This window comes from Streptomyces sp. NPDC046870 (assembly GCF_040704595.1).
In the GTDB taxonomy this organism is placed as follows: domain Bacteria; phylum Actinomycetota; class Actinomycetes; order Streptomycetales; family Streptomycetaceae; genus Streptomyces; species Streptomyces argyrophylli.
Genome location: NZ_JBEYXM010000025.1, coordinates 85,307 through 108,110 on the forward strand (window position 1 = coordinate 85,307; position 22,804 = coordinate 108,110).

General features: G+C 71.7%; 18 protein-coding genes. 16 read left to right on the forward strand and 2 right to left on the reverse strand.

What is annotated here, in order from left to right; genetic code table 11:
- Positions 1-10: 10 nt before the first annotated feature.
- The 5 genes from AB0946_RS34470 to serA all read left to right on the forward strand — a co-directional run bounded on the left by AB0946_RS34470 (position 11) and on the right by serA (position 8,599).
- Complete coding sequence (locus AB0946_RS34470) at positions 11-3,028, forward strand: EAL domain-containing protein (protein ID WP_366764622.1); 3,018 nt, start codon at positions 11-13, stop codon at positions 3,026-3,028.
- 244 nt (positions 3,029-3,272) lie between these two features.
- Positions 3,273-5,123: an acetolactate synthase large subunit gene (locus AB0946_RS34475; RefSeq protein WP_366764623.1), complete on the forward strand. Its 1,851-nt coding sequence runs from the start codon at positions 3,273-3,275 to the stop codon at positions 5,121-5,123.
- 20 nt (positions 5,124-5,143) lie between these two features.
- On the forward strand, positions 5,144-5,668 hold the full coding sequence (gene ilvN, locus AB0946_RS34480) for an acetolactate synthase small subunit (RefSeq protein WP_121786755.1): 525 nt from the start codon (positions 5,144-5,146) through the stop codon (positions 5,666-5,668).
- A gap of 118 nt (positions 5,669-5,786) precedes the next feature.
- On the forward strand, positions 5,787-6,785 hold the full coding sequence (gene ilvC, locus AB0946_RS34485) for a ketol-acid reductoisomerase (protein WP_366764625.1): 999 nt from the start codon (positions 5,787-5,789) through the stop codon (positions 6,783-6,785).
- A 224-nt stretch (positions 6,786-7,009) separates the two neighbouring features.
- Positions 7,010-8,599, forward strand: coding sequence for a phosphoglycerate dehydrogenase (gene serA, locus AB0946_RS34490; RefSeq protein ID WP_366764626.1), 1,590 nt, complete (start codon positions 7,010-7,012; stop codon positions 8,597-8,599).
- Positions 8,600-8,638: 39 nt separating this feature from the next.
- Here serA and AB0946_RS34495 read toward each other — a convergent pair whose 3' ends face one another.
- On the reverse strand, positions 8,639-10,201 hold the full coding sequence (locus AB0946_RS34495; protein ID WP_366764627.1) for an MFS transporter: 1,563 nt from the start codon (positions 10,199-10,201) through the stop codon (positions 8,639-8,641).
- Between the two features lie 97 nt (positions 10,202-10,298).
- On the opposite strand from AB0946_RS34495, the gene AB0946_RS34500 reads away from it, so the two are divergent.
- Positions 10,299-10,883, forward strand: a complete 585-nt coding sequence (locus AB0946_RS34500; protein WP_366764628.1) for a TetR/AcrR family transcriptional regulator — start codon at positions 10,299-10,301, stop codon at positions 10,881-10,883.
- A gap of 12 nt (positions 10,884-10,895) precedes the next feature.
- On the opposite strand, the gene AB0946_RS34505 is transcribed toward AB0946_RS34500, so the two are convergent.
- Positions 10,896-12,185, reverse strand: coding sequence for a helix-turn-helix domain-containing protein (locus tag AB0946_RS34505; protein ID WP_366764629.1), 1,290 nt, complete (start codon positions 12,183-12,185; stop codon positions 10,896-10,898).
- A 165-nt stretch (positions 12,186-12,350) separates the two neighbouring features.
- Here AB0946_RS34505 and AB0946_RS34510 point away from each other — a divergent pair, with 165 nt between their 5' ends.
- The 10 genes from AB0946_RS34510 to AB0946_RS34555 all read left to right on the forward strand — a co-directional run bounded on the left by AB0946_RS34510 (position 12,351) and on the right by AB0946_RS34555 (position 22,793).
- Positions 12,351-13,277: a proline dehydrogenase family protein gene (locus tag AB0946_RS34510; RefSeq protein WP_366764630.1), complete on the forward strand. Its 927-nt coding sequence runs from the start codon at positions 12,351-12,353 to the stop codon at positions 13,275-13,277.
- A 39-nt stretch (positions 13,278-13,316) separates the two neighbouring features.
- Positions 13,317-14,948, forward strand: coding sequence for an L-glutamate gamma-semialdehyde dehydrogenase (gene pruA / locus AB0946_RS34515; protein WP_366764631.1), 1,632 nt, complete (start codon positions 13,317-13,319; stop codon positions 14,946-14,948).
- Positions 14,949-15,055: 107 nt separating this feature from the next.
- Entirely contained in the window at positions 15,056-15,577 is a 522-nt protein-coding gene (locus AB0946_RS34520; RefSeq protein ID WP_366764632.1) for a GNAT family N-acetyltransferase, read from the forward strand.
- 256 nt (positions 15,578-15,833) lie between these two features.
- Positions 15,834-15,965 carry a hypothetical protein gene (locus AB0946_RS34525; protein ID WP_015493350.1) on the forward strand — a complete coding sequence of 44 codons (132 nt, stop codon included), beginning with the start codon at positions 15,834-15,836 and terminating at the stop codon, positions 15,963-15,965.
- An 83-nt stretch (positions 15,966-16,048) separates the two neighbouring features.
- Positions 16,049-17,092 (forward strand): 3-isopropylmalate dehydrogenase, encoded by a 1,044-nt coding sequence (locus tag AB0946_RS34530; protein WP_366764633.1) that lies wholly within the window; start codon positions 16,049-16,051, stop codon positions 17,090-17,092.
- 241 nt (positions 17,093-17,333) lie between these two features.
- Positions 17,334-18,422: a branched-chain amino acid aminotransferase gene (locus AB0946_RS34535; protein ID WP_366764634.1), complete on the forward strand. Its 1,089-nt coding sequence runs from the start codon at positions 17,334-17,336 to the stop codon at positions 18,420-18,422.
- A gap of 230 nt (positions 18,423-18,652) precedes the next feature.
- Positions 18,653-19,375: an urease subunit gamma gene (gene ureA / locus AB0946_RS34540; protein WP_366764635.1), complete on the forward strand. Its 723-nt coding sequence runs from the start codon at positions 18,653-18,655 to the stop codon at positions 19,373-19,375.
- Positions 19,372-21,114, forward strand: coding sequence for an urease subunit alpha (locus tag AB0946_RS34545; protein ID WP_366764636.1), 1,743 nt, complete (start codon positions 19,372-19,374; stop codon positions 21,112-21,114). Before ureA ends, AB0946_RS34545 begins: the two co-directional genes overlap by 4 nt.
- An 11-nt stretch (positions 21,115-21,125) precedes the next feature.
- The gene (locus tag AB0946_RS34550) at positions 21,126-22,166 is read left to right on the forward strand and encodes an agmatine deiminase family protein (protein ID WP_366764637.1); all 1,041 of its coding nucleotides are present in this window, start codon (positions 21,126-21,128) and stop codon (positions 22,164-22,166) included.
- A gap of 18 nt (positions 22,167-22,184) precedes the next feature.
- Positions 22,185-22,793 (forward strand): TetR/AcrR family transcriptional regulator, encoded by a 609-nt coding sequence (locus AB0946_RS34555; RefSeq protein ID WP_366764638.1) that lies wholly within the window; start codon positions 22,185-22,187, stop codon positions 22,791-22,793.
- Positions 22,794-22,804 lie beyond the last annotated feature (11 nt).

Here is a 22,804-nt window from a genome sequence, read left to right on the forward strand (position 1 = left end):
GGAGGCCCCGGTGAGCGCCCCGCCCTCCGTGACGACCACGCTCGACGGAGCGGCACGCGCACCGCACCCGCACGAGGCACCGCCGCCCCGCCGGCCGGCCATCGGCGGCAACACCCGGCTGATGGAACAGCTCGTCCTCGCGCTGGTCTGCGCGGCCTACGCCGTCGGAGCCGCGTTCGACTGGGGCGCGAGCGAAGTCGCGCTGGTCATGGGCGACTTCGGCCTCAGCGCGGCGGCGGGCACCGCCGCCGTCTCCTGCTTCCTCTACGCCCGCAGCCGGCGCGTGCGCTTCCGCTCGGCCTGGCTGCTGTTCGCCCTCTCCTCGCTCATGGCCGCGCTGGGCAACGCGGTCTGGGGCTGGTACGAGGTCGTGCTGGACCGGCCGGTGCCCAGCCCCAGCTACGCCGACCTGTTCTTCCTCTGCTTCGCACCGCCCGCCATCGTCGGCCTGCTGGTCCTCGCCAAGCGGCCCGTGACCAAGGCGGGCTGGATCTGCCTGGGACTGGACGCCTGGCTGATCGGTGGCTCGCTGCTCACCCTCTCCTGGAGCCTCGCGCTCGCCCAGGCGGCCCGGATCGAAGGCTCCAGCGTGGCGCACGCCGCGCTGTCCCTGGCGTACCCGCTGCTCGACATCGCGCTCGTCAGCATGGTCCTCGCCCTGCACTTCCGCCGCGCCCCGGGCAACCGCACCGCGGTGAACACCGCGATCGGCGCGCTCGCGCTGACCGTGATGTGCGACGCCCTGTTCACCTCGCCGCTGCTGCACAGCAGTTACCGCTCCGGGCAACTGCTGGACGCGGGCTGGTTCGCCGGTTCGCTGCTGCTCGCCTACGCGCCCTGGGCCGCGCCCCGGCGCCGGCGCGCGCGGGAGGCGCGCGCGGCGGACGGGCACACGCGCGTGGTCCACGAGCACAGGCCGGGACGGCCGAGCCAGGGCCGGCAGCCGCCCCTGTCCGCGCCGGGCGGGGAGCACCCCCGGTACCCGTCGGGCCGGCCGCTCACCGGCTCGCTCGCCGCCCTCACCCCGTACCTCGCCGCCGCAGTGTGCACCCTGGGCATCCTGTACAACGTGCTCAACGGCCGCAGGCCCGACCACGTGGTGCTGATCACCGCGGGCGCCGTGGTGCTGGCGCTCGTCATCCGGCAGGGCATCATGCTGCTGGACAACATCACCCTCACCCAGGAACTGGCGCAGAAGGAGAACCACTTCCGCTCCCTGGTGCAGGGCTCCAGCGACGTCATCATGATCGCCGCGCCCAACGGCATCCTGCGCTACGTCTCCCCGGCCGCCGCCGGGGTGTACGGCAGATCCGCCGAGGAGCTGGTGGGCACCGAGCTGGCCGGGCTCATCCACCCGGAGGACCTCGGCTGCGTGGTGCACGAGGTGCGCCGTTTCCTCGCCGCGAGCCCGCTGGAGGAGCCCACCACGCGCATCGAGTGCCGGTTCCGCTCCGGCGACGGCGGCTGGCTCAACGTCGAGTCGACCGTCAACCGGCACCACGGCGGGCTGATCTTCAACAGCCGGGACGTGACCGAGAGGGTGCGGTTGCAGGCCCAGTTGCAGCACAACGCCGAGCACGACCCGCTGACCGACCTGCCCAACCGGGCGCTGTTCACCAAGCGCGTGCAGCAGGCCCTGTCCGGCCGCCGGGCCACCGACCGGGGCGCCGCCCTGCGGGGCACGGCGGTGCTCTTCATCGACCTGGACGGCTTCAAGGCCGTCAACGACACGATCGGGCACCAGGCCGGTGACGAACTGCTCGTCCAGGCCGCCCGCAGACTCCAGGACGCGGTCCGGCAGGGGGACACCGCCTCCCGGCTGGGCGGCGACGAGTTCGCGGCCCTGATCGTCGGGGACGGCACCCGGGACCGGGCCGCCCGTGAGCGGAACATCCTGGAGCTCGCCGACCGCCTCAGGGTGACCCTCTCCCACCCGTACGCCATCGACGGCAACGACGTCAGGGTCAACGCCTCCATCGGCGTCGCCTTCGCCGAACCCGGCCTCGGCGCGGGGGAGCTGCTGCGCAACGCCGACCTGGCGATGTACCGCGCGAAGTCGGCCGGAAAGGGCCGGGTCGAGCTGTACAAGCCGCAGATGCAGCAGGACGTCGTCCGCAAGGCGGAGCTGGCCACACGGCTGCGCGCCGCGCTGCACGACGGCGAGTTCGCCCTGCTGCACCAGCCCGTGGTGTGCCTGCAGAACGGCCGGATCACGGCGGTCTCCGCACAGGCGCGCTGGCGCTCCTCGCAGGGGGTGCTGTTCACACCGGCCGAGTTCCTGCGGGTGACGGAGGACGGCGACAAGACGGCCGAGCTGGACCGCTGGATCCTGCGGGAGGCCGTGGAGCAGGCGGCCGAGCGGGCCGCGACCGGGACCGTCGTCCCCGTGGCGGTCCGGATGAGCGCCCGGCGGCTGCTGGACCGCTCGATGCCGCTGGGCTCGGTGGAGGGGCTGCTGACCCGGCACGGGCTGCCGCCCGGGGCACTGGTCATCGAGCTGTCCGAGACCGACCCCCGCGTCTCCCTGGACGAGCTGGAGCGGCGGCTGACCGCGCTGAGCCGGCTCGGGGTGCGGATCGCGCTGGACGGCTTCGGCAGCGGCTACGCGGCCATCACGGCCCTCAGGAGGCTGCCCGTGGACATCCTCAAGCTCGACCGCGGCCTGGTCGAGGGCGTGGTCGAGTCGGCGCGGCTGCACAAGATCACCAGCGGTCTGCTGCGGATCGCCGGCGATCTCGGGCTCCAGTCGGTCGCCGAGGGTGTGGACCTGCCCGAGCAGGTGGTCGCGTTGCGGGCGATGGGGTGCACCCATGGGCAGGGCATGGCGTTCGCCGGTCCGCTGGACGAGTACCGGCTGCGTCGGGCGCTCGGATCCGGCCACTACCCGGTGCCGCACGCCCCGGCCGAACCCGCGTTCGCGGGCAGCGCCAGGGAGCCGGAGAGGGTGTACACAGGAGGTGTCCCGGCTGTCTTCGGTGGCGGCAGTGCCCTCCGCTCACATTCTGAGACTCCCGTCCCACCCACTTGACACGTGGTGCGTGCCGGGGGGAGGGTCAGTGCCATGCGCACCCGAATTCTCGTACTTGGACAGCGCGTCGGCTGAGCTGGGACCCACCGGAGGACGATCCGGAATCCCCAGCGACCTCACCGGCGCGCTCCCCTCGCTTGCCTTGCGGCACGAGGGGTTTTTTGTTGCACGAGTGCCTTGCGTGCAGCGCTCGAAATCCGCCCGAACCTCGCAAAAAACCCTCAGCATCGAGAAGAGAATGCCGATGACCGAGCAGGCCACCGGGGCCCACCATCCGCAGCCGCGGCCCCGTTCCGGAGGACAGCAGTCCGCCCCCGTCGAGCACGTCACGGGTGCGCAGTCCCTCATCCGCTCCCTCGAGGAGGTCGGCGCGGACACGGTATTCGGCATTCCGGGCGGTGCGATCCTGCCGGCGTACGACCCGCTGATGGACTCCACCCGGGTGCGGCACGTCCTGGTCCGGCACGAGCAGGGGGCGGGCCACGCGGCCACCGGTTACGCGCAGGCCACCGGCAAGGTCGGCGTCTGCATGGCGACCTCGGGTCCGGGCGCGACGAACCTGGTGACGCCGATCGCCGACGCGCACATGGACTCCGTGCCGATGGTCGCGATCACCGGCCAGGTCGCCTCCAAGGCGATCGGCACGGACGCGTTCCAGGAAGCGGACATCGTCGGCATCACCATGCCGATCACCAAGCACAACTTCCTGGTCACCAAGGCCGAGGACATCCCCCGGGTGATCGCGCAGGCGTTCCACATCGCCTCCACCGGCCGCCCCGGCCCGGTCCTGGTCGACATCGCCAAGGACGCCCTCCAGGCGAAGACCACCTTCTCCTGGCCGCCCGTCATGGACCTGCCCGGCTACCGCCCGGTGACCAAGCCGCACGCCAAGCAGATCCGCGAGGCCGCCAAGCTGATCACCGCCGCCCGGCGGCCCGTCCTGTACGTCGGCGGCGGCGTCCTCAAGGGGCGCGCCACCGCCGAGCTGAAGGTCCTCGCCGAGCTGACCGGCGCCCCGGTCACCACCACGCTGATGGCCCTCGGCGCGTTCCCCGACAGCCACCCGCAGCACCTGGGCATGCCCGGCATGCACGGCAGCGTCGCCGCCGTCACCGCGCTGCAGAAGGCCGACCTGATCGTGGCCCTCGGCGCCCGCTTCGACGACCGCGTCACCGGCAAGCTGGACAGCTTCGCCCCCTACGCCAAGATCGTCCACGCGGACATCGACCCGGCCGAGATCGGCAAGAACCGTGCCGCCGACGTGCCGATCGTCGGTGACGCCCGCGAGGTCATCGCCGACCTGGTCCAGGCCGTCCAGAAGGAGCACAGCGAGGGCCACCGGGGCGACTACACCGCCTGGTGGAGCGACCTCAACCGGTGGCGCGAGACCTACCCCCTCGGTTACGACCAGCCCGGGGACGGCTCGCTCTCCCCGCAGGCGGTCATCGAGCGCATCGGGCAGCTCGCCCCGGAGGGCACGATCTTCGCGGCGGGCGTCGGCCAGCACCAGATGTGGGCCGCGCACTTCATCCAGTACGACACCCCCGCCACCTGGCTGAACTCCGGCGGCGCCGGGACGATGGGCTACGCGGTCCCGGCCGCGATGGGCGCCAAGGCCGGCCGGCCGGGCCGTACGGTCTGGGCGATCGACGGCGACGGCTGCTTCCAGATGACCAATCAGGAACTGACCACCTGCGCCCTGAACAACATCCCGATCAAGGTCGCCATCATCAACAACGGCGCCCTCGGGATGGTCCGCCAGTGGCAGACCCTCTTCTACAACCAGCGCTACTCCAACACCGTGCTGCACAGCGGCCCCGACGACGTCAACCCGGAGGCCAAGGGCACGCGCGTGCCGGACTTCGTGAAGCTGTCCGAGGCGATGGGCTGCGTGGGCCTGCGCTGCGAGCGCCCGGAGGACCTGGACAAGGTCATCGCGGAGGCCAACTCCATCAACGACCGCCCGGTCGTCGTGGACTTCATCGTCCACGAGGACGCGATGGTCTGGCCGATGGTCGCCGCCGGCACCTCCAACGACGAGATCATGGCCGCCCGGGACGTCCGCCCCGACTTCGGCGACAACGAAGACGACTGAGCGAGGAAGAGCAAGAAGACATGTCCAAGCACACGCTCTCCGTCCTGGTGGAGAACACGCCGGGCATCCTCGCCCGCATCGCCGCCCTGTTCTCCCGGCGCGGATTCAACATCGACTCGCTCGCGGTCGGCGTCACCGAGCACCCCGACATCTCCCGCATCACCATCGTGGTGGGTGTCGAGGAGCTGCCGCTGGAGCAGGTGACCAAGCAGCTCAACAAGCTCGTCAACGTGCTGAAGATCGTGGAGCTGGAGCCCGGTCAGGCCGTGCAGCGTGAACTCGTTCTGGTGAAGGTCCGCGCCGACAACGAGACCCGCTCCCAGATCGTGGAGATCGTCCAGCTGTTCCGCGCCAAGACCGTCGACGTCTCCCCCGAGGCCGTGACCATCGAGGCCACCGGTTCCGGTGAGAAGCTGTCCGCCATGCTCAAGATGCTGGAGCCGTACGGCATCAAGGAGCTGGTCCAGTCCGGCACGATCGCGATCGGCCGTGGCGCCCGTTCGATCACGGACCGCTCGCTGCGCGCTCTCGACCGGACGGCGTAAGACTGGGAACGGGCGGCCGGCGATCAACGGCCGCCCGTATGCCGAGACCCCCGAACTTCCTTCCCGCCCGCCGTCATACGGTGGGACGCACCACCTGCACACAAGGAGAGAACCCAAAGTGGCCGAGCTGTTCTACGACGCCGACGCCGACCTGTCCATCATCCAGGGCCGCAAGGTCGCGGTCATCGGCTACGGCAGCCAGGGCCACGCCCACGCCCTGTCGCTGCGTGACTCCGGTGTGGACGTGCGTGTCGGTCTGCACGAGGGCTCCAAGTCCAAGGCGAAGGCCGAGGAGCAGGGCCTGCGCGTGGTGACCCCGGCCGAGGCCGCCGCAGAGGCCGACGTCATCATGATCCTCGTCCCGGACCCGATCCAGGCCCAGGTCTACGAGGAGTCCATCGCGCCGAACCTGAAGGACGGCGACGCGCTGTTCTTCGGCCACGGCTTCAACATCCGCTTCGGCTTCATCAAGCCCCCGGCGGGCGTGGACGTCTGCATGGTCGCCCCGAAGGGCCCGGGCCACCTGGTGCGCCGTCAGTACGAGGAGGGCCGCGGCGTCCCGTGCATCGTGGCCGTCGAGCAGGACGCCTCCGGTAACGGCTTCGCGCTGGCCCTGTCGTACGCCAAGGGCATCGGCGGCACCCGCGCCGGCGTCATCAAGACCACCTTCACCGAGGAGACCGAGACCGACCTCTTCGGTGAGCAGGCCGTGCTGTGCGGTGGCACCGCCGCCCTGGTCAAGGCGGGCTTCGAGACGCTGACCGAGGCCGGTTACCAGCCGGAGATCGCGTACTTCGAGTGCCTGCACGAGCTGAAGCTGATCGTGGACCTCATGTACGAGGGCGGCCTGGAGAAGATGCGCTGGTCCATCTCGGAGACCGCCGAGTGGGGCGACTACGTCACCGGCCCGCGCATCATCACCGACGCCACCAAGGCCGAGATGAAGAAGGTCCTCGCCGAGATCCAGGACGGCTCCTTCGCCCGTAACTGGATGGACGAGTACCACGGCGGCCTGAAGAAGTACAACGAGTACAAGAAGCAGGACTCCGAGCACCTGCTGGAGACGACCGGCAAGCAGCTGCGCAAGCTGATGAGCTGGGTCAACGAAGAGGCGTAAGCCGCTGACAGGGGCCGGGGCGGACTGCTCCGGCCCCTGTTGTCCAACCCGTCCAGCCCCGGACGGGTGATCCTTCCGCGGAGGCGCAATGCGACGCCCGCCGCGCCACTATGCTTCTGCACAACACGCGTCAGGCCCACAGCGTCGTGCGTCTTCCGCGGCTAGCCCCTCCTCCGCCTGCGGCCGTCGGGACGGCCGTCCGCATCGCACATGTGAGGACTCACGTGAGCTCGAAACCCGTCGTACTCATCGCTGAAGAGCTGTCGCCTGCCACCGTCGACGCACTCGGTCCGGACTTCGAGATCCGGCACTGCAACGGAGCGGACCGCTCCGAGCTGCTGCCGGCCATCGCCGAGGTGGACGCGATCCTGATCCGTTCGGCCACCAAGGTCGACGCCGAGGCCATCGCCGCCGCGAGGAAGCTCAAGGTCGTCGCCCGGGCCGGCGTCGGCCTGGACAACGTCGACGTCTCCGCCGCCACCAAGGCCGGCGTGATGGTCGTCAACGCCCCGACCTCCAACATCGTGACCGCCGCCGAGCTGGCCTGCGGTCTCATCCTCTCCACCGCCCGCAACATCCCGCAGGCCAACGCCGCGCTGAAGAACGGCGAGTGGAAGCGCAGCAAGTACACGGGCGTCGAGCTGGCCGAGAAGACGCTGGGCGTCGTGGGCCTGGGCCGCATCGGTGCCCTCGTCGCGCAGCGCATGTCCGCCTTCGGCATGAAGGTCGTCGCCTACGACCCCTACGTGCAGCCCGCGCGAGCCGCGCAGATGGGCGTCAAGGTGCTCTCCCTGGACGAGCTGCTGGAGGTCTCCGACTTCATCACCGTCCACCTGCCCAAGACCCCCGAGACGCTCGGCCTCATCGGCGACGAGGCGCTGCGCAAGGTCAAGCCCAGCGTCCGCATCGTCAACGCCGCGCGCGGCGGCATCGTGGACGAGGCGGCGCTGTACGCGGCGCTGAAGGAGGGCCGGGTCGCCGGCGCCGGCCTCGACGTGTACGCCAAGGAGCCCTGCACCGACTCCCCGCTCTTCGAGCTGGACCAGGTCGTCTCCACCCCGCACCTGGGCGCGTCGACGGACGAGGCGCAGGAGAAGGCCGGTATCGCCGTCGCCAGGTCGGTCCGCCTGGCCCTCGCCGGCGAGCTGGTGCCGGACGCCGTCAACGTCCAGGGCGGTGTCATCGCCGAGGACGTCAAGCCGGGCCTGCCGCTCGCCGAGCGCCTCGGCCGCATCTTCACCGCGCTCGCCGGCGAGGTCGCGGTCCGCCTCGACGTCGAGGTGTACGGCGAGATCACCCAGCACGACGTGAAGGTGCTGGAGCTGTCCGCGCTCAAGGGCGTCTTCGAGGACGTCGTCGACGAGACCGTGTCCTACGTCAACGCCCCGCTGTTCGCGCAGGAGCGCGGGGTGGAGGTCCGCCTGACCACCAGCTCGGAGTCGGGCGACCACCGCAACGTGGTGACCGTGCGCGGCACGCTGGGCACCGGCGAGGAGGTGTCGGTCTCCGGCACGCTGTCCGGCCCGAAGCACGTGCAGAAGGTCGTCGCGGTCGGTGAGTACGACGTCGACCTCGCGCTCGCCGACCACATGGTGGTGCTGCGCTACGAGGACCGCCCGGGTGTCGTCGGCACCGTCGGCCGCATCCTCGGCGAGGCGGGCATCAACATCGCCGGCATGCAGGTCGCCCGCGCGGCCGTGGGCGGGGAGGCGCTGGCCGTGCTGACCGTCGACGACACGGTGGGCGCCACCGTCCTGGCCGAGGTCGCCTCCGAGATCGGCGCCACGTCGGCCCGGTCGGTCAACCTGGTCTGAGCCACCTGTGCCGGAACGCCGGACGGGCTGAGGTACTCCTCAGCCCGTCCGGCGTTTTTCCGTCGCCTGCTTCCGCCCGGGCCCGGTCCCGCGCAGCGTCGCCGCGGCCCCCACCGCCGCCAGCACCAGGATCACCGCTCCGGCCAGCGCGGCGCCCCGCATGCCGCTGGTGAACGCCTCCCGTGCCGTCGCGAGCAGGGCCTCTCCGCTCCGGCCCGGCAGCCGCGCCGCTCCGGCCAGCGCACCGCCCAGGGTCTCGCGGGCCTCGGCCGGGGCGGTGGCGGGCATCGCGTGGCGGTAGACCGCCGTGCCGATGGAGCCCAGGACCGCCATGCCGAGGGCGCCGCCGAACTCGGTGCCGGTCTCCAGCAGCGAGGAGGCGGTGCCCGCCCGTTCCGCCGGCGCCGCGCTCATCGCCAGGTCGGTCAGCTGGGACAGCACCATGACCGCCCCGCAGGCGAGGACGCCGGCGGCGGCCAGCACCAGCCACAGGGAGTCGGTGCCGACGAGGGCGAGCAGGGCGTATCCGGCCGCGCTGACCGCGAAGCCGCAGGCGACGACGTGTCCGCGGGGGACGCCCCGCTGGACGAGGTGGGCGCTGACCGGTCCGGCGACCCCGATGAGGACCGACGGCAGCAGGCTCCACAGGGCCGCCTGGAGCGGGCTCTTGCCGAGGACGGACTGGAGGTACTGCGTGGTGAAGATGGCCGAGCCCATCATCCCGAACGCGCAGACGAGGGTCAGGACCAGCGACGGGGTGAAGCCGCGGCGCCGCAGGAGGGCCGGCGGGATCAGCGGTGAGGTGCCGGTGCGCTGGCGCCGGACGAACAGGGCGGCGAAGAGCAGGCCGACGGTGATCGAGACGACGTACCCCGGGTTCCATCCCTCGGAGGGGATCTCCTTCAGGCCGTAGACGACCGGGAGCACGGCGGCGAGCGACAGCGGGACGCTCGGCCAGTCGAAGCGGCCGGGCGCGGGGTCCTTCGACTCGGGCAGCAGCACCGGGCCGAGGAGCAGCAGCAGCGCCATCGCGGGCAGGTTGACCAGGAAGACCGAGCCCCACCAGAAGTGCTCGACCAGGATGCCGCTCATCACCGAGCCGAGGGCGATGCCGCCGGTCATCACGCCGGACCACATGCCGATCGCCTTCGCCCGCTGGGCCGGGTCGGTGAACATCGTGCGCAGCAGGCCCATCGTGGAGGGCATCAGGGTGGCGCCGCCGATGCCGAGGACCGCGCGGGCCGCGATCAGGGTCCCGGCGCTGTTCGCGTAGGCCGCGAGGAGCGAGGCGGCGCCGAAGGCCGCGGCTCCCGTGAGCAGGAGCCTGCGGCGGCCGACGCGGTCGCCGAGCGAGCCCATGGTCAGCAGCAGGCCGGCCAGGACGAAGCCGTAGACGTCGAAGATCCACAGCTGCTGGGTGCCGCTCGGGCGCAGGTCGGCGCTGATCGCGGGGGTCGCGAAGTAGAGGACCGAGACGTCCATCGAGACCAGGAGCAGCGGCAGCATCAGCACGCCGAGCGCGGTCCACTCGCGGCGTCCGGCGCGGGCGGGCGCGCTCCCGGCGCCGGCCGGGTCGGTGGTGCTCGTCGGGTTCATCGTCATGCCGAGGACTGTACGAGCGTCTTAAACACTTGTCTAGGACGACTGTATAAGTCATTCGTCTAGGACAGTTGTATGGATCGCGGGATAGGGTGGGCCCATGGGACACCGTGAGGATCTGCTCGAAGGCGCCAAGCGCTGCCTGCTGGACAAGGGTTTCCTGCGCACCACCGCGCGCGACATCGTCAAGGAGTCGGGCACCAACCTCGCGTCCATCGGCTACCACTACGGCTCCAAGGACGCGCTGCTGGTACAGGCGTACGTCTCGCTGATCGAGGGCGTCGGCGAGCGCTTCGACCCCGGCCTGGACGGCGAGATGACCCAGCCGCCGGGCTCGCTGGAGCGCTTCCGGGAGGTGTGGGCCGGGATCATCCGGACCGTGCCCGAGTCACGGGCGATCTGGCTGCTCAGCTTCGAGCTGATGTTCCAGGACGAGCGGCTGGAGGAGGTGCGCAAGCTGCTGGCCGAGGCCCAGAAGGAAGGCCGCGCGGGACTCGTCCCGCTGTTCAACGGCGTCCCCGAGCCCGACCTGGACGAGGAGACGGTCGACACCGAGGGGCGCCTCTACCAGACCCTGCTCAACGGCCTCATGGTCCAGTGGCTCTTCGACCCCGGTACGGCGACCACCGCCGAGCAGCTCACCGAGGGGTTGCGGCGGGTGATCCGGCAGGCCGCGCGGAGCTGACCGCGCCAGGCGTCACAGCCGCGCCCGCTTCAGCGCCATGTGCAGCAGCAGCCGGTCCTCCCCGTCGTCCAGGTCCAGCCCGGTGAGCTGTTCCACCCGGGACAGGCGGTAGTAGAGGGTCTGACGGTGGATGCCCAGCTCGGCCGCCGTGCGGCCGGCCTGCCCGGCACAGTCCAGGTAGACCTCGGCCGTGCGGGCCAGCTCCCGGTGGGCGGGGGAGAGGAGCGGGCCGACCACCGGGTCGTACGCGGCCTCCGGCGGCAGCGCGGTCAGCAGCCGGTACGCCCCGATCCGCGCCCACTGCGCGACCGGACCGAACCGCGGCTCGGCCAGCGCGGCCCGCGCGGCGGCCGACGCCTCCTGCCAGATGGTGCCCAGCTCGGTGAGGCCGGTACGGGGCTCGCCGACCCCGGCCGCGCAGCCGGTGGCCCCGGCGGCACGGGCCCCGGCGGCGAACCCCGCCGCGACCGCCGCCGCCACCCGGGCCCCCGCCCCGCGCGCCGCGCCGCCCGGCGCCCCGTGGGCCCCGTCGGCCTCCTTAAGCAGCCGCGCGGCCGCCGCCAGCGCCGGTGCGCTGGACTCCGTGGTCCGCAGGCGCACCAGCAGCGCCAGGCTCTGCCCCGAGGCACCCCACGGCAGTGTGCACAGCGCCGTGGCGTGCGGGATCGTCCGGGCGGCGGGGGCGTCGTCCGGGTCGGCCGACGGCCACGGCGCCACGCAGACCAGGGTGTGCGGACCGTCCGCGCGGGGCCCCAGCGCGGTGCGCAGCTCCGCCACCGCCATGTCCCGCTGCCAGCCGCGTTCGGCGGTGAGCACGGCCCGCAGCTCCCGGCTCAGCCCGGCCCCGGCCTCCGCCTCGTCCGCGAGCAGCGCGCCGATCCGGCCCGCGACCCGCAGGGCGGCGGCGAGCTGGGCGTCGGTCGGTCCGGGATCGCTGTCCAGCAGCCAGACGTAGCCGAGGACGACGCCCCGGTGGCGCACCGGCAGACAGATCCGGCCGCGGTAGACACCGGCCTCCGGGCTCGGCGGGATGCGGACCGGCCCGGTCGCGCGCGTGATCCCGAAGCCCTCGAACCAGGCGCGGACCGCCGCCGTGGAGCGCCGGGTCAGGATCGAGCGCGTGCGCACCGGGTCCAGCGCGGTCGGGTCCAGCTCGTCCTCGCTGTCGTAGGCACCGAAGGCGATCAGCTCGAAGTCGCGGTTCTCCAGAGTCGCCGGGGCCCCCAGCAACTCGGAGAGCTCGTCCACCAGCTCCTGGTAGTCCGCCTTGAATTCAGCCGCCACCCGGGCATTCTCCCCCATGTGACGGACACCTTCATACATCTGTCTGAGATCCCGGGCACGGATGCGTGACAGCTGTCGATGGCCGACGATCGGAGGGATCCATAGGTTTCACGGTGATTCTCCGTGCCGTTCCCGAATCGTCGGGTGACGGCCGTATTCGGTGCTTGTCTGTGGAGGTGCCCCGTGCTGGGTCCCGTGATTCTCGCCGCGTCGCGCAGCGACCGGATGCGACGCCTGATCTCGGCGGCCCCGGTGACCAAGCAGGTCGTCGACCGCTTCATCCCCGGCGAGACCGTGGCCGACATCGTCCCGATCATCAAGGACCTCACGGCCAAGGGCCTGGAGCTGACGATGGACGTCGTCGGCGAGGACATCACCACCCCCGAGCAGGCCACCGCCGCCCGGGACGCCTACCTGGCGCTGATCGACCACCTCAAGGACCTGGGGCTGGGCGAGCGCGTGGAGATGTCCGTCAAGCTGTCCATGTTCGGCCAGGCGCTGGCGGGCGGCCACGAACTGGCGCTCGCGAACGTCCGCCCGGTCGTCGAGGCCGCCGCCGCCATCGGCACGACCGTGACGCTCGACGCCGAGGACCACACCACCCTCGACTCGATGTTCGCCATCCACGAGGAACTGCGGAAGGACTTCCCGCAGACCGGCTGCGTCATCCAGGCCTACCTCTTCCGCACCGAGGCCGACGCCCGCCGCCTCGCCGCGGGCGGCAGCCGCGTCCGCCTGGTCAAGGGCGCCTACAAGGAGCCCGCCGAGGTCGCCTACCAGCAGAAGCACGAGATCGACAAGGCCTACGTGCGCATCCTGAGGACGCTGATGGAGGGCGAGGGCTACCCGATGATCGGGTCCCACGACCCGCGGCTGATCGCCATCGCCCAGGAGCTCGCCCACAAGGCCGGCCGCAAGCTGGACGAGTACGAGTTCCAGATGCTGTACGGCATCCGCGGCGAGGAGCACCTGCGGCTGGCCGCCGAGGGCCACCGCATGCGCGTCTACACCGCCTACGGCACCGACTGGTACGGCTACTTCATGCGCCGCCTGGCGGAGAAGCCGGCCAACCTCCGGTTCTTCCTCCGCAGCATGGTCAGCAAGGGCTGAGCCCGCACACCCGCTCACGTACAAGGAGTTACGGATCTCATGGACGCTGTGACCCAGGTCCCCACCCCCGTCAACGAGCCGGTGCACGGCTACGCCCCCGGCTCGCCCGAGCGCGCCCGGCTCGAGGCCAAGCTCAAGGAGCTGGCCGAGAACCCGATCGAGCTGCCGATGACGATCGGCGGGGAGAAGCGGCTGGGCGGCGGCGAGCCCTTCGAGGTCGTGCAGCCGCACAACCACAAGGCCGTCATCGGCACCGGCCGCCACGCCACCCAGCAGGACGCCAGGGACGCCATCGACGCGGCCCTGGCCGCCGCGCCGGCCTGGCGTGCGATGTCCTTCGACGACCGCGCCGCGATCATCCTGCGCGCCGCCGAGCTGCTGGCCGGCCCCTGGCGCGAGACCCTCGCCGCCTCGACGATGCTGGGCCAGTCCAAGACCGCGCAGCAGGCCGAGATCGACACCCCCTGTGAGCTGGTCGACTTCTGGCGCTTCAACGTCCACTACGCCCGGAACATCCTCGCCGAGCAGCCCCCGGCGAACTCCCCGGGCGTGTGGAACCGCCTGGACCACCGCCCGCTGGAGGGCTTCGTCTACGCGATCACGCCGTTCAACTTCACGGCGATCGCCGGCAACCTGCCCACCGCCCCCGCCCTGATGGGCAACGTGGTGGTCTGGAAGCCGTCCCCGACGCAGACCCACGCGGCCGTGCTCCTCATGCGGCTGCTGGAGGAGGCGGGCCTGCCCAAGGGCGTCATCAACCTCGTCACCGGCGACGGCATCGAGGTCTCCAAGGTCGCCCTGGAGCACCGGGACCTCGCGGGCATCCACTTCACCGGCTCGACCAAGACCTTCCAGTACCTGTGGAAGACGGTCGGCAACAACATCGAGAAGTACCGCTCCTACCCGCGTCTGGTCGGCGAGACCGGCGGCAAGGACTTCCTCGTCGCGCACCCGTCGGCCGACCGCGCGGTGCTGAAGACGGCCCTCACCCGGGGCGCCTTCGAGTACCAGGGCCAGAAGTGCAGCGCGACCTCCCGCGCCTACATCCCGGCGTCCATCTGGAACTCGGGCTTCAAGGAGGAGTTCGCGGCCGAGGTCGACTACCTGACCATGGGTGACGTCACCGACCTGTCGAACTTCATCGGCGCCGTGATCGACGAGCGTGCCTTCGCCAAGAACAAGGCCGCGATCGACCGCGCCAAGGCGGACCCGTCCTGCACGATCGTCGCGGGCGGCAGCTACGACGACTCGGTCGGCTACTTCGTGCGCCCGACCGTCATCGAGTGCACCGACCCGGAGAACGAGGTCTTCACCACCGAGTACTTCGGCCCGATCCTCGCGGTGCACGTCTATGAGGACGACAAGTACGACGAGATGCTGACCCAGATGGAGTCGGTGTCGGACTACGCCCTCACCGGCTCGGTCATCGCCAACGACCGCGCGGCGGCGGCGTACACGATGGACAAGCTCCGCTTCGCCGCGGGCAACTTCTACATCAACGACAAGTCGACCGGCGCCGTCGTCGGCCAGCAGCCCTTCGGCGGCGGCCGTGCCTCCGGCACCAACGACAAGGCCGGCGCCCCGCAGAACCTCCAGCGCTGGACGCTGACCCGCGCCATCAAGGAGACCCTGGTCGCGCCGACCGACTACACCTACCCGCACATGGGCTGACCAGCCCCCCGAGCACGGCCCGGGAAGCCCGACACGAGCGGGCTCCCCGGGCCGTTCCCATGTCCGCCGGCCGTCCCCCGGAAGGCTCCCGCGCCGATACTGGCGCCATGACCCTGCGCCTCGCCCACACCGCCGACCTGGACGCGCCCGGACTCCGCGAGGTCCGCGCCCTGCTGGACGCCGCCTTCGACGGGGACTTCTCCGACGCCGACTGGGAGCACGGGCTGGGCGGGCTGCACGCGCTCGTCCGGGACGGGGCCGGGCTCGCCGCTCACGGGGCCGTCGTGATGCGGCGGGTGCGGCACCGGGGGCGCTGGCTGCGCGCGGGGTACGTGGAGGCCGTCGCCGTGCGGGCCGACGTGCGGCGCACCGGGCTCGGCGGGCGGGTGATGGCCGGGCTGGAGCGCGTGGTCGACCGGGCCTACGACCTCGGCGCGCTCGCGGCGAGCGACGAGGGAGCCCCGCTGTACGCCGCCCGGGGCTGGCAGCGCTGGGCCGGGCGGGTGCACGCCCTCTCGCCGGACGGGATCGTCCGGCTGCACGACGAGGAAGGCGGCGTGTACGTGCGCGGCACGCTCGACCCGGACGGGGAACTCGTCTTCGACTGGCGGGACGGGGACGTCCTGTGACGGACGAAACCCCAGCTCGGAGCGGTGTGGCCCGGTGCGCCGTCTCAGATAGTAGGAAGTCCGAGTAATTGTGCAGACAGACACGGGTCACTCCCTTAGTTTTGTAGGAGCCGAACGTCTCGCTCCATCCAGCGAATGGCGGTCGTGAGCCGGGCCCCGTGCAGGCAACCCCTGCGGCCGGTGCTCCCCGCCCCTTCCGGCGTCTCGTCACCCCCTTCCTTGCCGTGCTCCACGAATGCCGAAGGAGTCGATCGCCATGGCCGAGACGACCGTCCGCCGCCGCGTCCGCCACGTGTCCCGCACGAGCGAGTCCGACCGCAAGAACGCCGCCGCCGCCCTCCAGCGCGCCCTGGACCGCCGGGACAACGGCGGCGAGACCGGCCACTGAGCCGGACCACCGGCCGGGAGCGCCCGGTGTCCGCATGACGGACACCACGTGTCATCACCTGGGACGAGGAGTAGGGTGCCCGCATGTCTCGCAGCATCAATCTCGCAGTGATCCCCGGTGACGGCATCGGCCAGGAGGTCGTGGCCGAGGGTCTGAAGGTCCTCTCCGCCGTCCTGCCGCAGGATGTGAAGCTGGAGACCAGGGAGTACGACTTCGGCGCCAAGCGCTACCACGCCACCGGTGAGACCCTCACCGACGCCGACCTCGCCTCCCTCAAGCAGCACGACGCCATCCTGCTGGGCGCCATCGGCGACCCGTCGGTGCCGTCCGGCGTGCTGGAGCGCGGCTTCCTGCTCAAGCTCCGGTTCGCCTTCGACCACCACGTCAACCTGCGTCCGTCGAAGCTGCTCCCGGGTGTCGCCACCCCGCTCGCCGGCCAGCCGGAGATCGACTTCGTCGTCGTCCGCGAGGGCACCGAGGGCCCGTACACCGGCAACGGCGGCACCATCCGCAAGGGCACCGCGCACGAGGTCGCCACCGAGGTGTCCGTCAACACGGCCTACGGTGTCGAGCGCGTCGTCCGCGACGCCTTCGCGCGCGCCCAGGCCCGCCCGCGCAAGAAGCTCACGCTGGTCCACAAGAACAACGTGCTGACCTTCGCCGGGCACCTGTGGACGAACGTCTTCAACAAGGTGGCCGAGGAGTACCCCGAGGTCACCACGGACTACATCCACGTCGACGCCGCGACCATCTACCTGGTCACCGACCCCGGCCGGTTCGACGTCATCGTCACCGACAACCTCTTCGGCGACATCATCACCGACCTCGCCGCGGCCGTCTCCGGCGGCATCGGCGTGGCCGCCTCCGGGAACATCAACCCCACCCGTGAGTTCCCGTCCATGTTCGAGCCGGTCCACGGCTCGGCCCCGGACATCGCCGGCCAGGGCAAGGCCGACCCCACCGCCACCGTCCTGTCCGTCGCGCTCCTGCTGCGCCACCTCGGCTACGACACCGAGGCCGACCGGATCGACGCGGCGGTCGCCGCCGACCTCACCGAGCGTGCCGGGCAGCCCGCCCGGAGCACCTCCGGGATCGGCGACGCCCTCGCCGTACGCGTAGCCGGCTGACCCGCCGCGCTACACCGAGCCGCCGGGTCGCAACCGCACCCGGCGGCTTTTCCTGTGCCTCGCCGGGTGCCACCATCAACCCTTGGACCGCTTCACCCCGATTCCGTCCCGTACCGCCGTCCGCGCGATAATCGAACGCGGAGCCGCGGTATGAGGGATTGCCCGGACGTCCTGTCACCGGCGACCGGGAGCACAGGGGTGAGCGCGGCCCGTCACTACAACCGGTGAAGGACAATCACTCATGACGACGCCCACGATCGAGCTCAAGCCCTCCGCCAGCCCGCTCGCCGCCGCGGAACGCGAGGCGATCCTGGCCAACCCGGGGTTCGGCCGCCACTTCACCGACCACATGGTGACGATCAAGTGGACCGAGGGCCGTGGCTGGCACGACGGACAGCTCGTTCCGTACGGGCCGATCTCCCTGGACCCGTCCACGCACGTCCTGCACTACGGCCAGGAGATCTTCGAGGGCCTGAAGGCCTACCGCCAGCCCGACGGCTCGGTCGCGCTGTTCCGTCCCGAGGCCAACGCCCGCCGCTTCCGCAACTCCGCCCGCCGCATGGCCATGGCCGAGCTGCCCGAGGAGCTGTTCATCGCCGCGCTGGACGCCCTGCTCACCCAGGACGCCGACTGGGTCCCGCCGCACGGCGGCGAGGCCTCCCTGTACCTGCGGCCGTTCATGTTCGCCACGGAGGCCGCGCTCGGCGTGCACCCGGCGAACGAGTACCTGTTCATGCTGATCGCCTCCCCGTCCGGCGCGTACTTCGCCGGCGGCGTGAAGCCGGTCACCATCTGGGTCTCCGAGGACCACGTCCGCGCCGTGCCGGGCGGTACCGGCGACGCCAAGACCGGCGGCAACTACGCCGCGTCCCTGCTGCCGCAGGCCGAGGCCGCCGCGCACGGCTGCGACCAGGTCGTGTACCTCGACGCGGTCACCCGCACCAAGGTCGAGGAGAGCGGCAGCATGAACGTGGCGTTCGTCTACGGCGACCGGATCGTCACCCCGTCGCTCACCGGCTCCATCCTGGAGGGCATCACCCGTGACTCCCTCCTCCAGGTCGCCCGTGACCTCGGCTACACCGCCGAGGAAGGCGTGATCACCCTCCAGCAGTGGCGCGAGGACGCCGCGTCCGGCGCGCTGACCGAGGTGTTCGCCTGCGGTACCGCGGCCGTCGTCACGCCGATCGGCCACGTCAAGACCAGGACCGATCAGTGGTCCCACGGCGACGGGACCCCCGGGCCGGTCACCGGGCGTCTGCGCGAGGCTCTGCTCGGCATCCAGCGGGGCCTGACCGAGGACAAACACGGCTGGATGCACCGGGTCGGTTAAGAGCGCGGCCGGAAGCGCCCCGGAGGGGTGCCGGGCGTCCGCGGGTCCAGTTCGGCTGGTCCCGTGGTCCCCGCACCCCTCCGGGGCGCTTCTCGTTGGCCGCCCTGTCGCACATCCGAATTAGAGCGTTGCTCAAAGCACAGCATCGACCATCACGACAATGCTTCTCTTTCGCGGCTTCCCTGTTTAGAGTGATGCTCAAATCAGGGAAGCCAAGGAGGTGCCGGGTCGTGAGACTGACCCCCACGGAACGTGACCGGCTGCTGCTCTTCGGGGCCGCCGAGCTGGCCCGGGCCCGCCGGGCGCGCGGTCTCAGGCTGAACGTGCCCGAGGCCACCGCGCTGATCGCGGACACCGTCTGCGAGGCCGCCCGCGACGGCAAGCGGCTCGCGGAGGCCGTCGAGGCGGCCCGGTCGGTGCTCAGCCCGGACGACGTCCTGCCCGGCGTCGCCGACGTCGTCGCCGAGGTGATGGTCGAGGCCGTCTTCGACGACGGCTCCCGGCTCGCGGTCGTCTCCGACCCCATCGGCTGGGGGTCCCCCCGCGAAGCCGCCGGAGGCCTGGGCGCGGACGCCCCGGGCGCCCTGATCCCCGGCCCGGAGCACGCCGACCCCGGGCCCGTCGTCCGGCTGCGCGTCACCAACACCGCGAGCGTGCCGGTCTCCGTCACCTCCCACTTCCACTTCTTCGAGGCCAATCCGCGCCTCGACTTCGACCGCGAGCGGGCCTACGGCATGCGGCTCGCCGTGCCCGCCGGCTCCTCGGTCCGCTTCGGGCCGGGCGAGAGCGAGGAGGTCGGGCTCGTCCCCATCGGCGGCGAGCGCGTCGCGATCGGCTTCGCCGGACTGGTCGACGGGCCGCTGGACGCGCCGGGCGCGCAGGAGGAAGCCCTCCGCAGGGCCGCCGCCTGCGGATACCTGGGAGCCGCAGCCGAAGGAGGCGAGGAGCGATGAGCCGCTCGAAGGGACGCGAGGTGAGCCGGTCGGTCCACATCGACCCGCACGCCTACGCCGCCACCCACGGCCCCCGCGCCGGCGACCGCATCCGCCTCGGCGACTCCGGGCTCACCGTCCGCGTCGAGTCCGACTCGCAGAAGTACGGCGACGAGTTCCTGGCGGGCTTCGGCAAGACCGCCCGCGACGGGCTGCACCTGAAGGCCGCCGCCGTCCGGGACACCTGTGACGTCGTGATCAGCAACGTCGTCGTGATCGACGCGGTGCAGGGGATCAGGAAGGTGTCCATCGGCATCCGCGAGGGCCGCGTGTGCGCCATCGGGCGGGCCGGCAACCCGGACACCCTGGACGGTGTGGACGTCGTCGTCGGCACCGGTACCTCGATCGTCTCCGGCGAGGGGCTGATCGCCACCGCCGGGGCCGTCGACACCCATGTGCACCTGCTGTCGCCGCGCATCATGGAGGCGTCCCTCGCCTCCGGCGTCACCACGATCATCGGGCAGGAGTTCGGCCCGGTGTGGGGTGTCGGCGTCAACTCGCCCTGGGCGCTGCGGCACGCCTTCAACGCCTTCGACGCCTGGCCGGTCAACATCGGCTTCCTGGGCCGGGGTTCGTCCTCCCACGCCGCGCCGCTCGTGGAGGCCCTGGCCGAGGGCGGCGCGTCCGGCTTCAAGGTGCACGAGGACATGGGCGCCCACACCCGCGCGCTGGACACCGCGCTCCGGGTCGCCGAGGAGCACGACGTCCAAGTCGCGCTGCACAGCGACGGGCTGAACGAGTGCCTGTCGGTCGAGGACACCCTGCGGGTGCTTCAGGGCCGCACGATCCACGCCTTCCACATCGAGGGCTGCGGCGGCGGACACGTGCCCAACGTGCTGAAGATGGCCGGCGTCCCGAACGTCATCGGCTCCTCCACCAACCCCACCCTGCCCTTCGGCCGGGACGCGGTCGCCGAGCACTACGGCATGATCGTCTCCGTCCACGACCTGAAGCCCGACCTGCCCGGTGACGCGGCCATGGCCCGTGACCGGATCCGCGCCGGCACCATGGGCGCCGAGGACGTGCTGCACGACCTGGGCGCGATCGGCATCACCTCCTCCGACGCCCAGGGCATGGGCCGCGCCGGTGAGACGGTCCGCCGCACCTTCGCCATGGCCGGCAAGATGAAGGCCGAGCTGGGACCCCTGCTTCCCCATGACGGGGAGGCCGGCGACGGCGAGGGCGACGACAACGCGCGCGTCCTGCGCTACATGGCGAAGCTGACCATCAACCCGGCCATCGCGCACGGGCTGTCGCACGAGGTCGGCTCGATCGAGGTGGGCAAGCTCGCCGACATCGTGCTCTGGCGCCCGGAGTACTTCGGGGCCAAACCGCAGCTCGTCCTCAAGGCCGGCTTCCCGGCGTACGGCGTGGTCGGCGACCCCAACGCGGCCACCGACACCTGCGAACCCCTCGTCCTGGGACCGCAGTTCGGCGCGTACGGCGCCACGGCCGCCGACCTCTCCGTGGCGTTCGTCGCCCGCGCCGCCGCCGACCAGGGCAACGACCGGATGCCGACCCGGCGCAGAAGGGTCGCCGTGCACGGCACCCGGGGCATCGGACCCGCCGACCTGCGGCTGAACTCCCGTACGGGAACGGTGGACGTCGACCGGCGCACCGGACTGGTCACCCTCGACGGCGACCCGATCCGCTCGGAGCCGGCCGACTCCGTCTCCCTCAACCGCCTCTACTTCCTCTAAGGACCCGTGCCATGAGCACCCCCGCCGCCGACGGCTTCCGCATGCCCGCCGAGTGGGCCCCCCACGAGCGCACCTGGATGGCCTGGCCGAGCCCCAACCCCACCTTCGACGACCCGGACGGCCTGGCCGCCGCCCGGACCGCCTGGGCGTCCGTGGCCCGCGCCGTCCGCCGCTTCGAACCGGTGACCGTGGTGTGCGGCCCCGGCCAGTCGCAGGAGGCCCGGGCGCTGCTCGGCCCCGGCGTCGACACGGTCGAGCGCGAGCTGGACGACGCCTGGATGCGGGACATCGGCCCCACCTTCCTCACCGACGGCCGGGGCCGGCTGGCCGCCGTGGACTGGACCTTCAACGGCTGGGGCGCCCAGGAATGGGCCCGCTGGGAGCACGACTCCAGGATCGGCGCGTACGTCTCCGGCCTCGCGGGCGCCACGGCGTACGCCTCGAAGCTGGTCAACGAGGGCGGCGCGATCCACGTCGACGGCGAGGGCACCGTGCTGCTCACCGAGACCGTGCAGCTCGGCCCCGAGCGCAACCCGCACTGGACCAGGGCGGAGGTCGAGGCGGAGATCCACGCCCACCTCGGCACCAGCAAGGCGATATGGCTGCCGCGCGGCCTGACCGGCGACTACCCTCCCCACGGCTTCGGCACCCTCGGCCATGTCGACATCGTCGCCGCGTTCGCCCGGCCGGGCGTCGTGGTCGCCCACCACCAGCCGGACCCGGCCCACCCCGACCACGAGGTCACCCAGGAGGTCATCGGCCGGCTGAGGGCGGCGACCGACGCCCGGGGCCGCCGTCTGGAGGTCGTGGAGGTGCCCGCGCCCACCGCCCTGGAGGCCGACGGGCACTGGGCCGACTACTCCTACATCAACCACTACCTCTGCAACGGCGGCGTGGTGCTGTGCGGCTTCGACGACCCGCGCGACGAGATCGCCGCCGGGATCTTCCGGCGCCTGTTCCCGGAGCGGACGGTGACGCTGGTGGACGCGCGTACGATCTTCGCGGGCGGGGGCGGTATCCACTGCATCACGCAACAGCAGCCGAGGGTCTGACACACACGGGAGCGGCAGATGACCGGGGCGGGCCGGGCGCGCAGGAATGCGCCGCCGCGCGAGGAGGTCCTCGCCGCCGCCATGAACATGATCGCCGAGCGCGGTCTGGAGAAGCTCACCATGGCGGCGCTGGGCCGCGAGGTCGGCATGAGCAGCGGCCACCTGCTGTACTACTTCCGCTCCAAGGACGAGCTGCTGCTCCAGACGCTGGAGTGGAGCGAGGGCCGGCTTGGCGCGGAACGGGGGCGGCTGCTGGCCCGGCCCGGGAGCGCCCGGGAGCGGCTGTCGGGGTACGTCGACCTGTACGTCCCCGACGGGCACCGCGATCCGCACTGGACCCTGTGGCTGGAGGTCTGGAACCGCTCGCAGAACGCCGACGAGGACGCGCGGGCCCGCCAGGCGGCGATCGAGGGCGCGTGGCACCGCGACCTGGTCGCGCTGATCGCCGAAGGGGTCTCACGGGGGGAGTTCCGCCCGGTGGACGCGGACCGCTTCGCGACGAGGCTGCGCGCGCTGCTGGACGGGTTCTCCATTCACGTGGCGATCGGGCTGCGGGGCACGGACAGGGGCCAGGTCCTCGCGCACGTCCGGGAGTTCATCGAGGACGGGCTCGCCGCGACCTCCTAGGGGCGCACGTC

Excerpts from the sequence above, each read along its gene's own strand:
- AB0946_RS34475 (WP_366764623.1), top strand. The coding sequence starts at position 3,273 with ATGACCGAGCAGGCCACCGGGGCCCACCATCCGCAGCCGCGGCCCCGT.
- ilvN (WP_121786755.1), top strand. The coding sequence starts at position 5,144 with ATGTCCAAGCACACGCTCTCCGTCCTGGTGGAGAACACGCCGGGCATC.
- AB0946_RS34495 (WP_366764627.1), bottom strand. The coding sequence starts at position 10,201 with ATGACGATGAACCCGACGAGCACCACCGACCCGGCCGGCGCCGGGAGC.
- AB0946_RS34500 (WP_366764628.1), top strand. The coding sequence starts at position 10,299 with ATGGGACACCGTGAGGATCTGCTCGAAGGCGCCAAGCGCTGCCTGCTG.
- AB0946_RS34505 (WP_366764629.1), bottom strand. The coding sequence starts at position 12,185 with ATGGGGGAGAATGCCCGGGTGGCGGCTGAATTCAAGGCGGACTACCAG.
- pruA (WP_366764631.1), top strand. The coding sequence starts at position 13,317 with ATGGACGCTGTGACCCAGGTCCCCACCCCCGTCAACGAGCCGGTGCAC.
- AB0946_RS34520 (WP_366764632.1), top strand. The coding sequence starts at position 15,056 with ATGACCCTGCGCCTCGCCCACACCGCCGACCTGGACGCGCCCGGACTC.
- AB0946_RS34525 (WP_015493350.1), top strand. The coding sequence starts at position 15,834 with ATGGCCGAGACGACCGTCCGCCGCCGCGTCCGCCACGTGTCCCGCACG.
- AB0946_RS34530 (WP_366764633.1), top strand. The coding sequence starts at position 16,049 with ATGTCTCGCAGCATCAATCTCGCAGTGATCCCCGGTGACGGCATCGGC.
- AB0946_RS34535 (WP_366764634.1), top strand. The coding sequence starts at position 17,334 with ATGACGACGCCCACGATCGAGCTCAAGCCCTCCGCCAGCCCGCTCGCC.
- AB0946_RS34545 (WP_366764636.1), top strand. The coding sequence starts at position 19,372 with ATGAGCCGCTCGAAGGGACGCGAGGTGAGCCGGTCGGTCCACATCGAC.
- AB0946_RS34550 (WP_366764637.1), top strand. The coding sequence starts at position 21,126 with ATGAGCACCCCCGCCGCCGACGGCTTCCGCATGCCCGCCGAGTGGGCC.
- AB0946_RS34555 (WP_366764638.1), top strand. The coding sequence starts at position 22,185 with ATGACCGGGGCGGGCCGGGCGCGCAGGAATGCGCCGCCGCGCGAGGAG.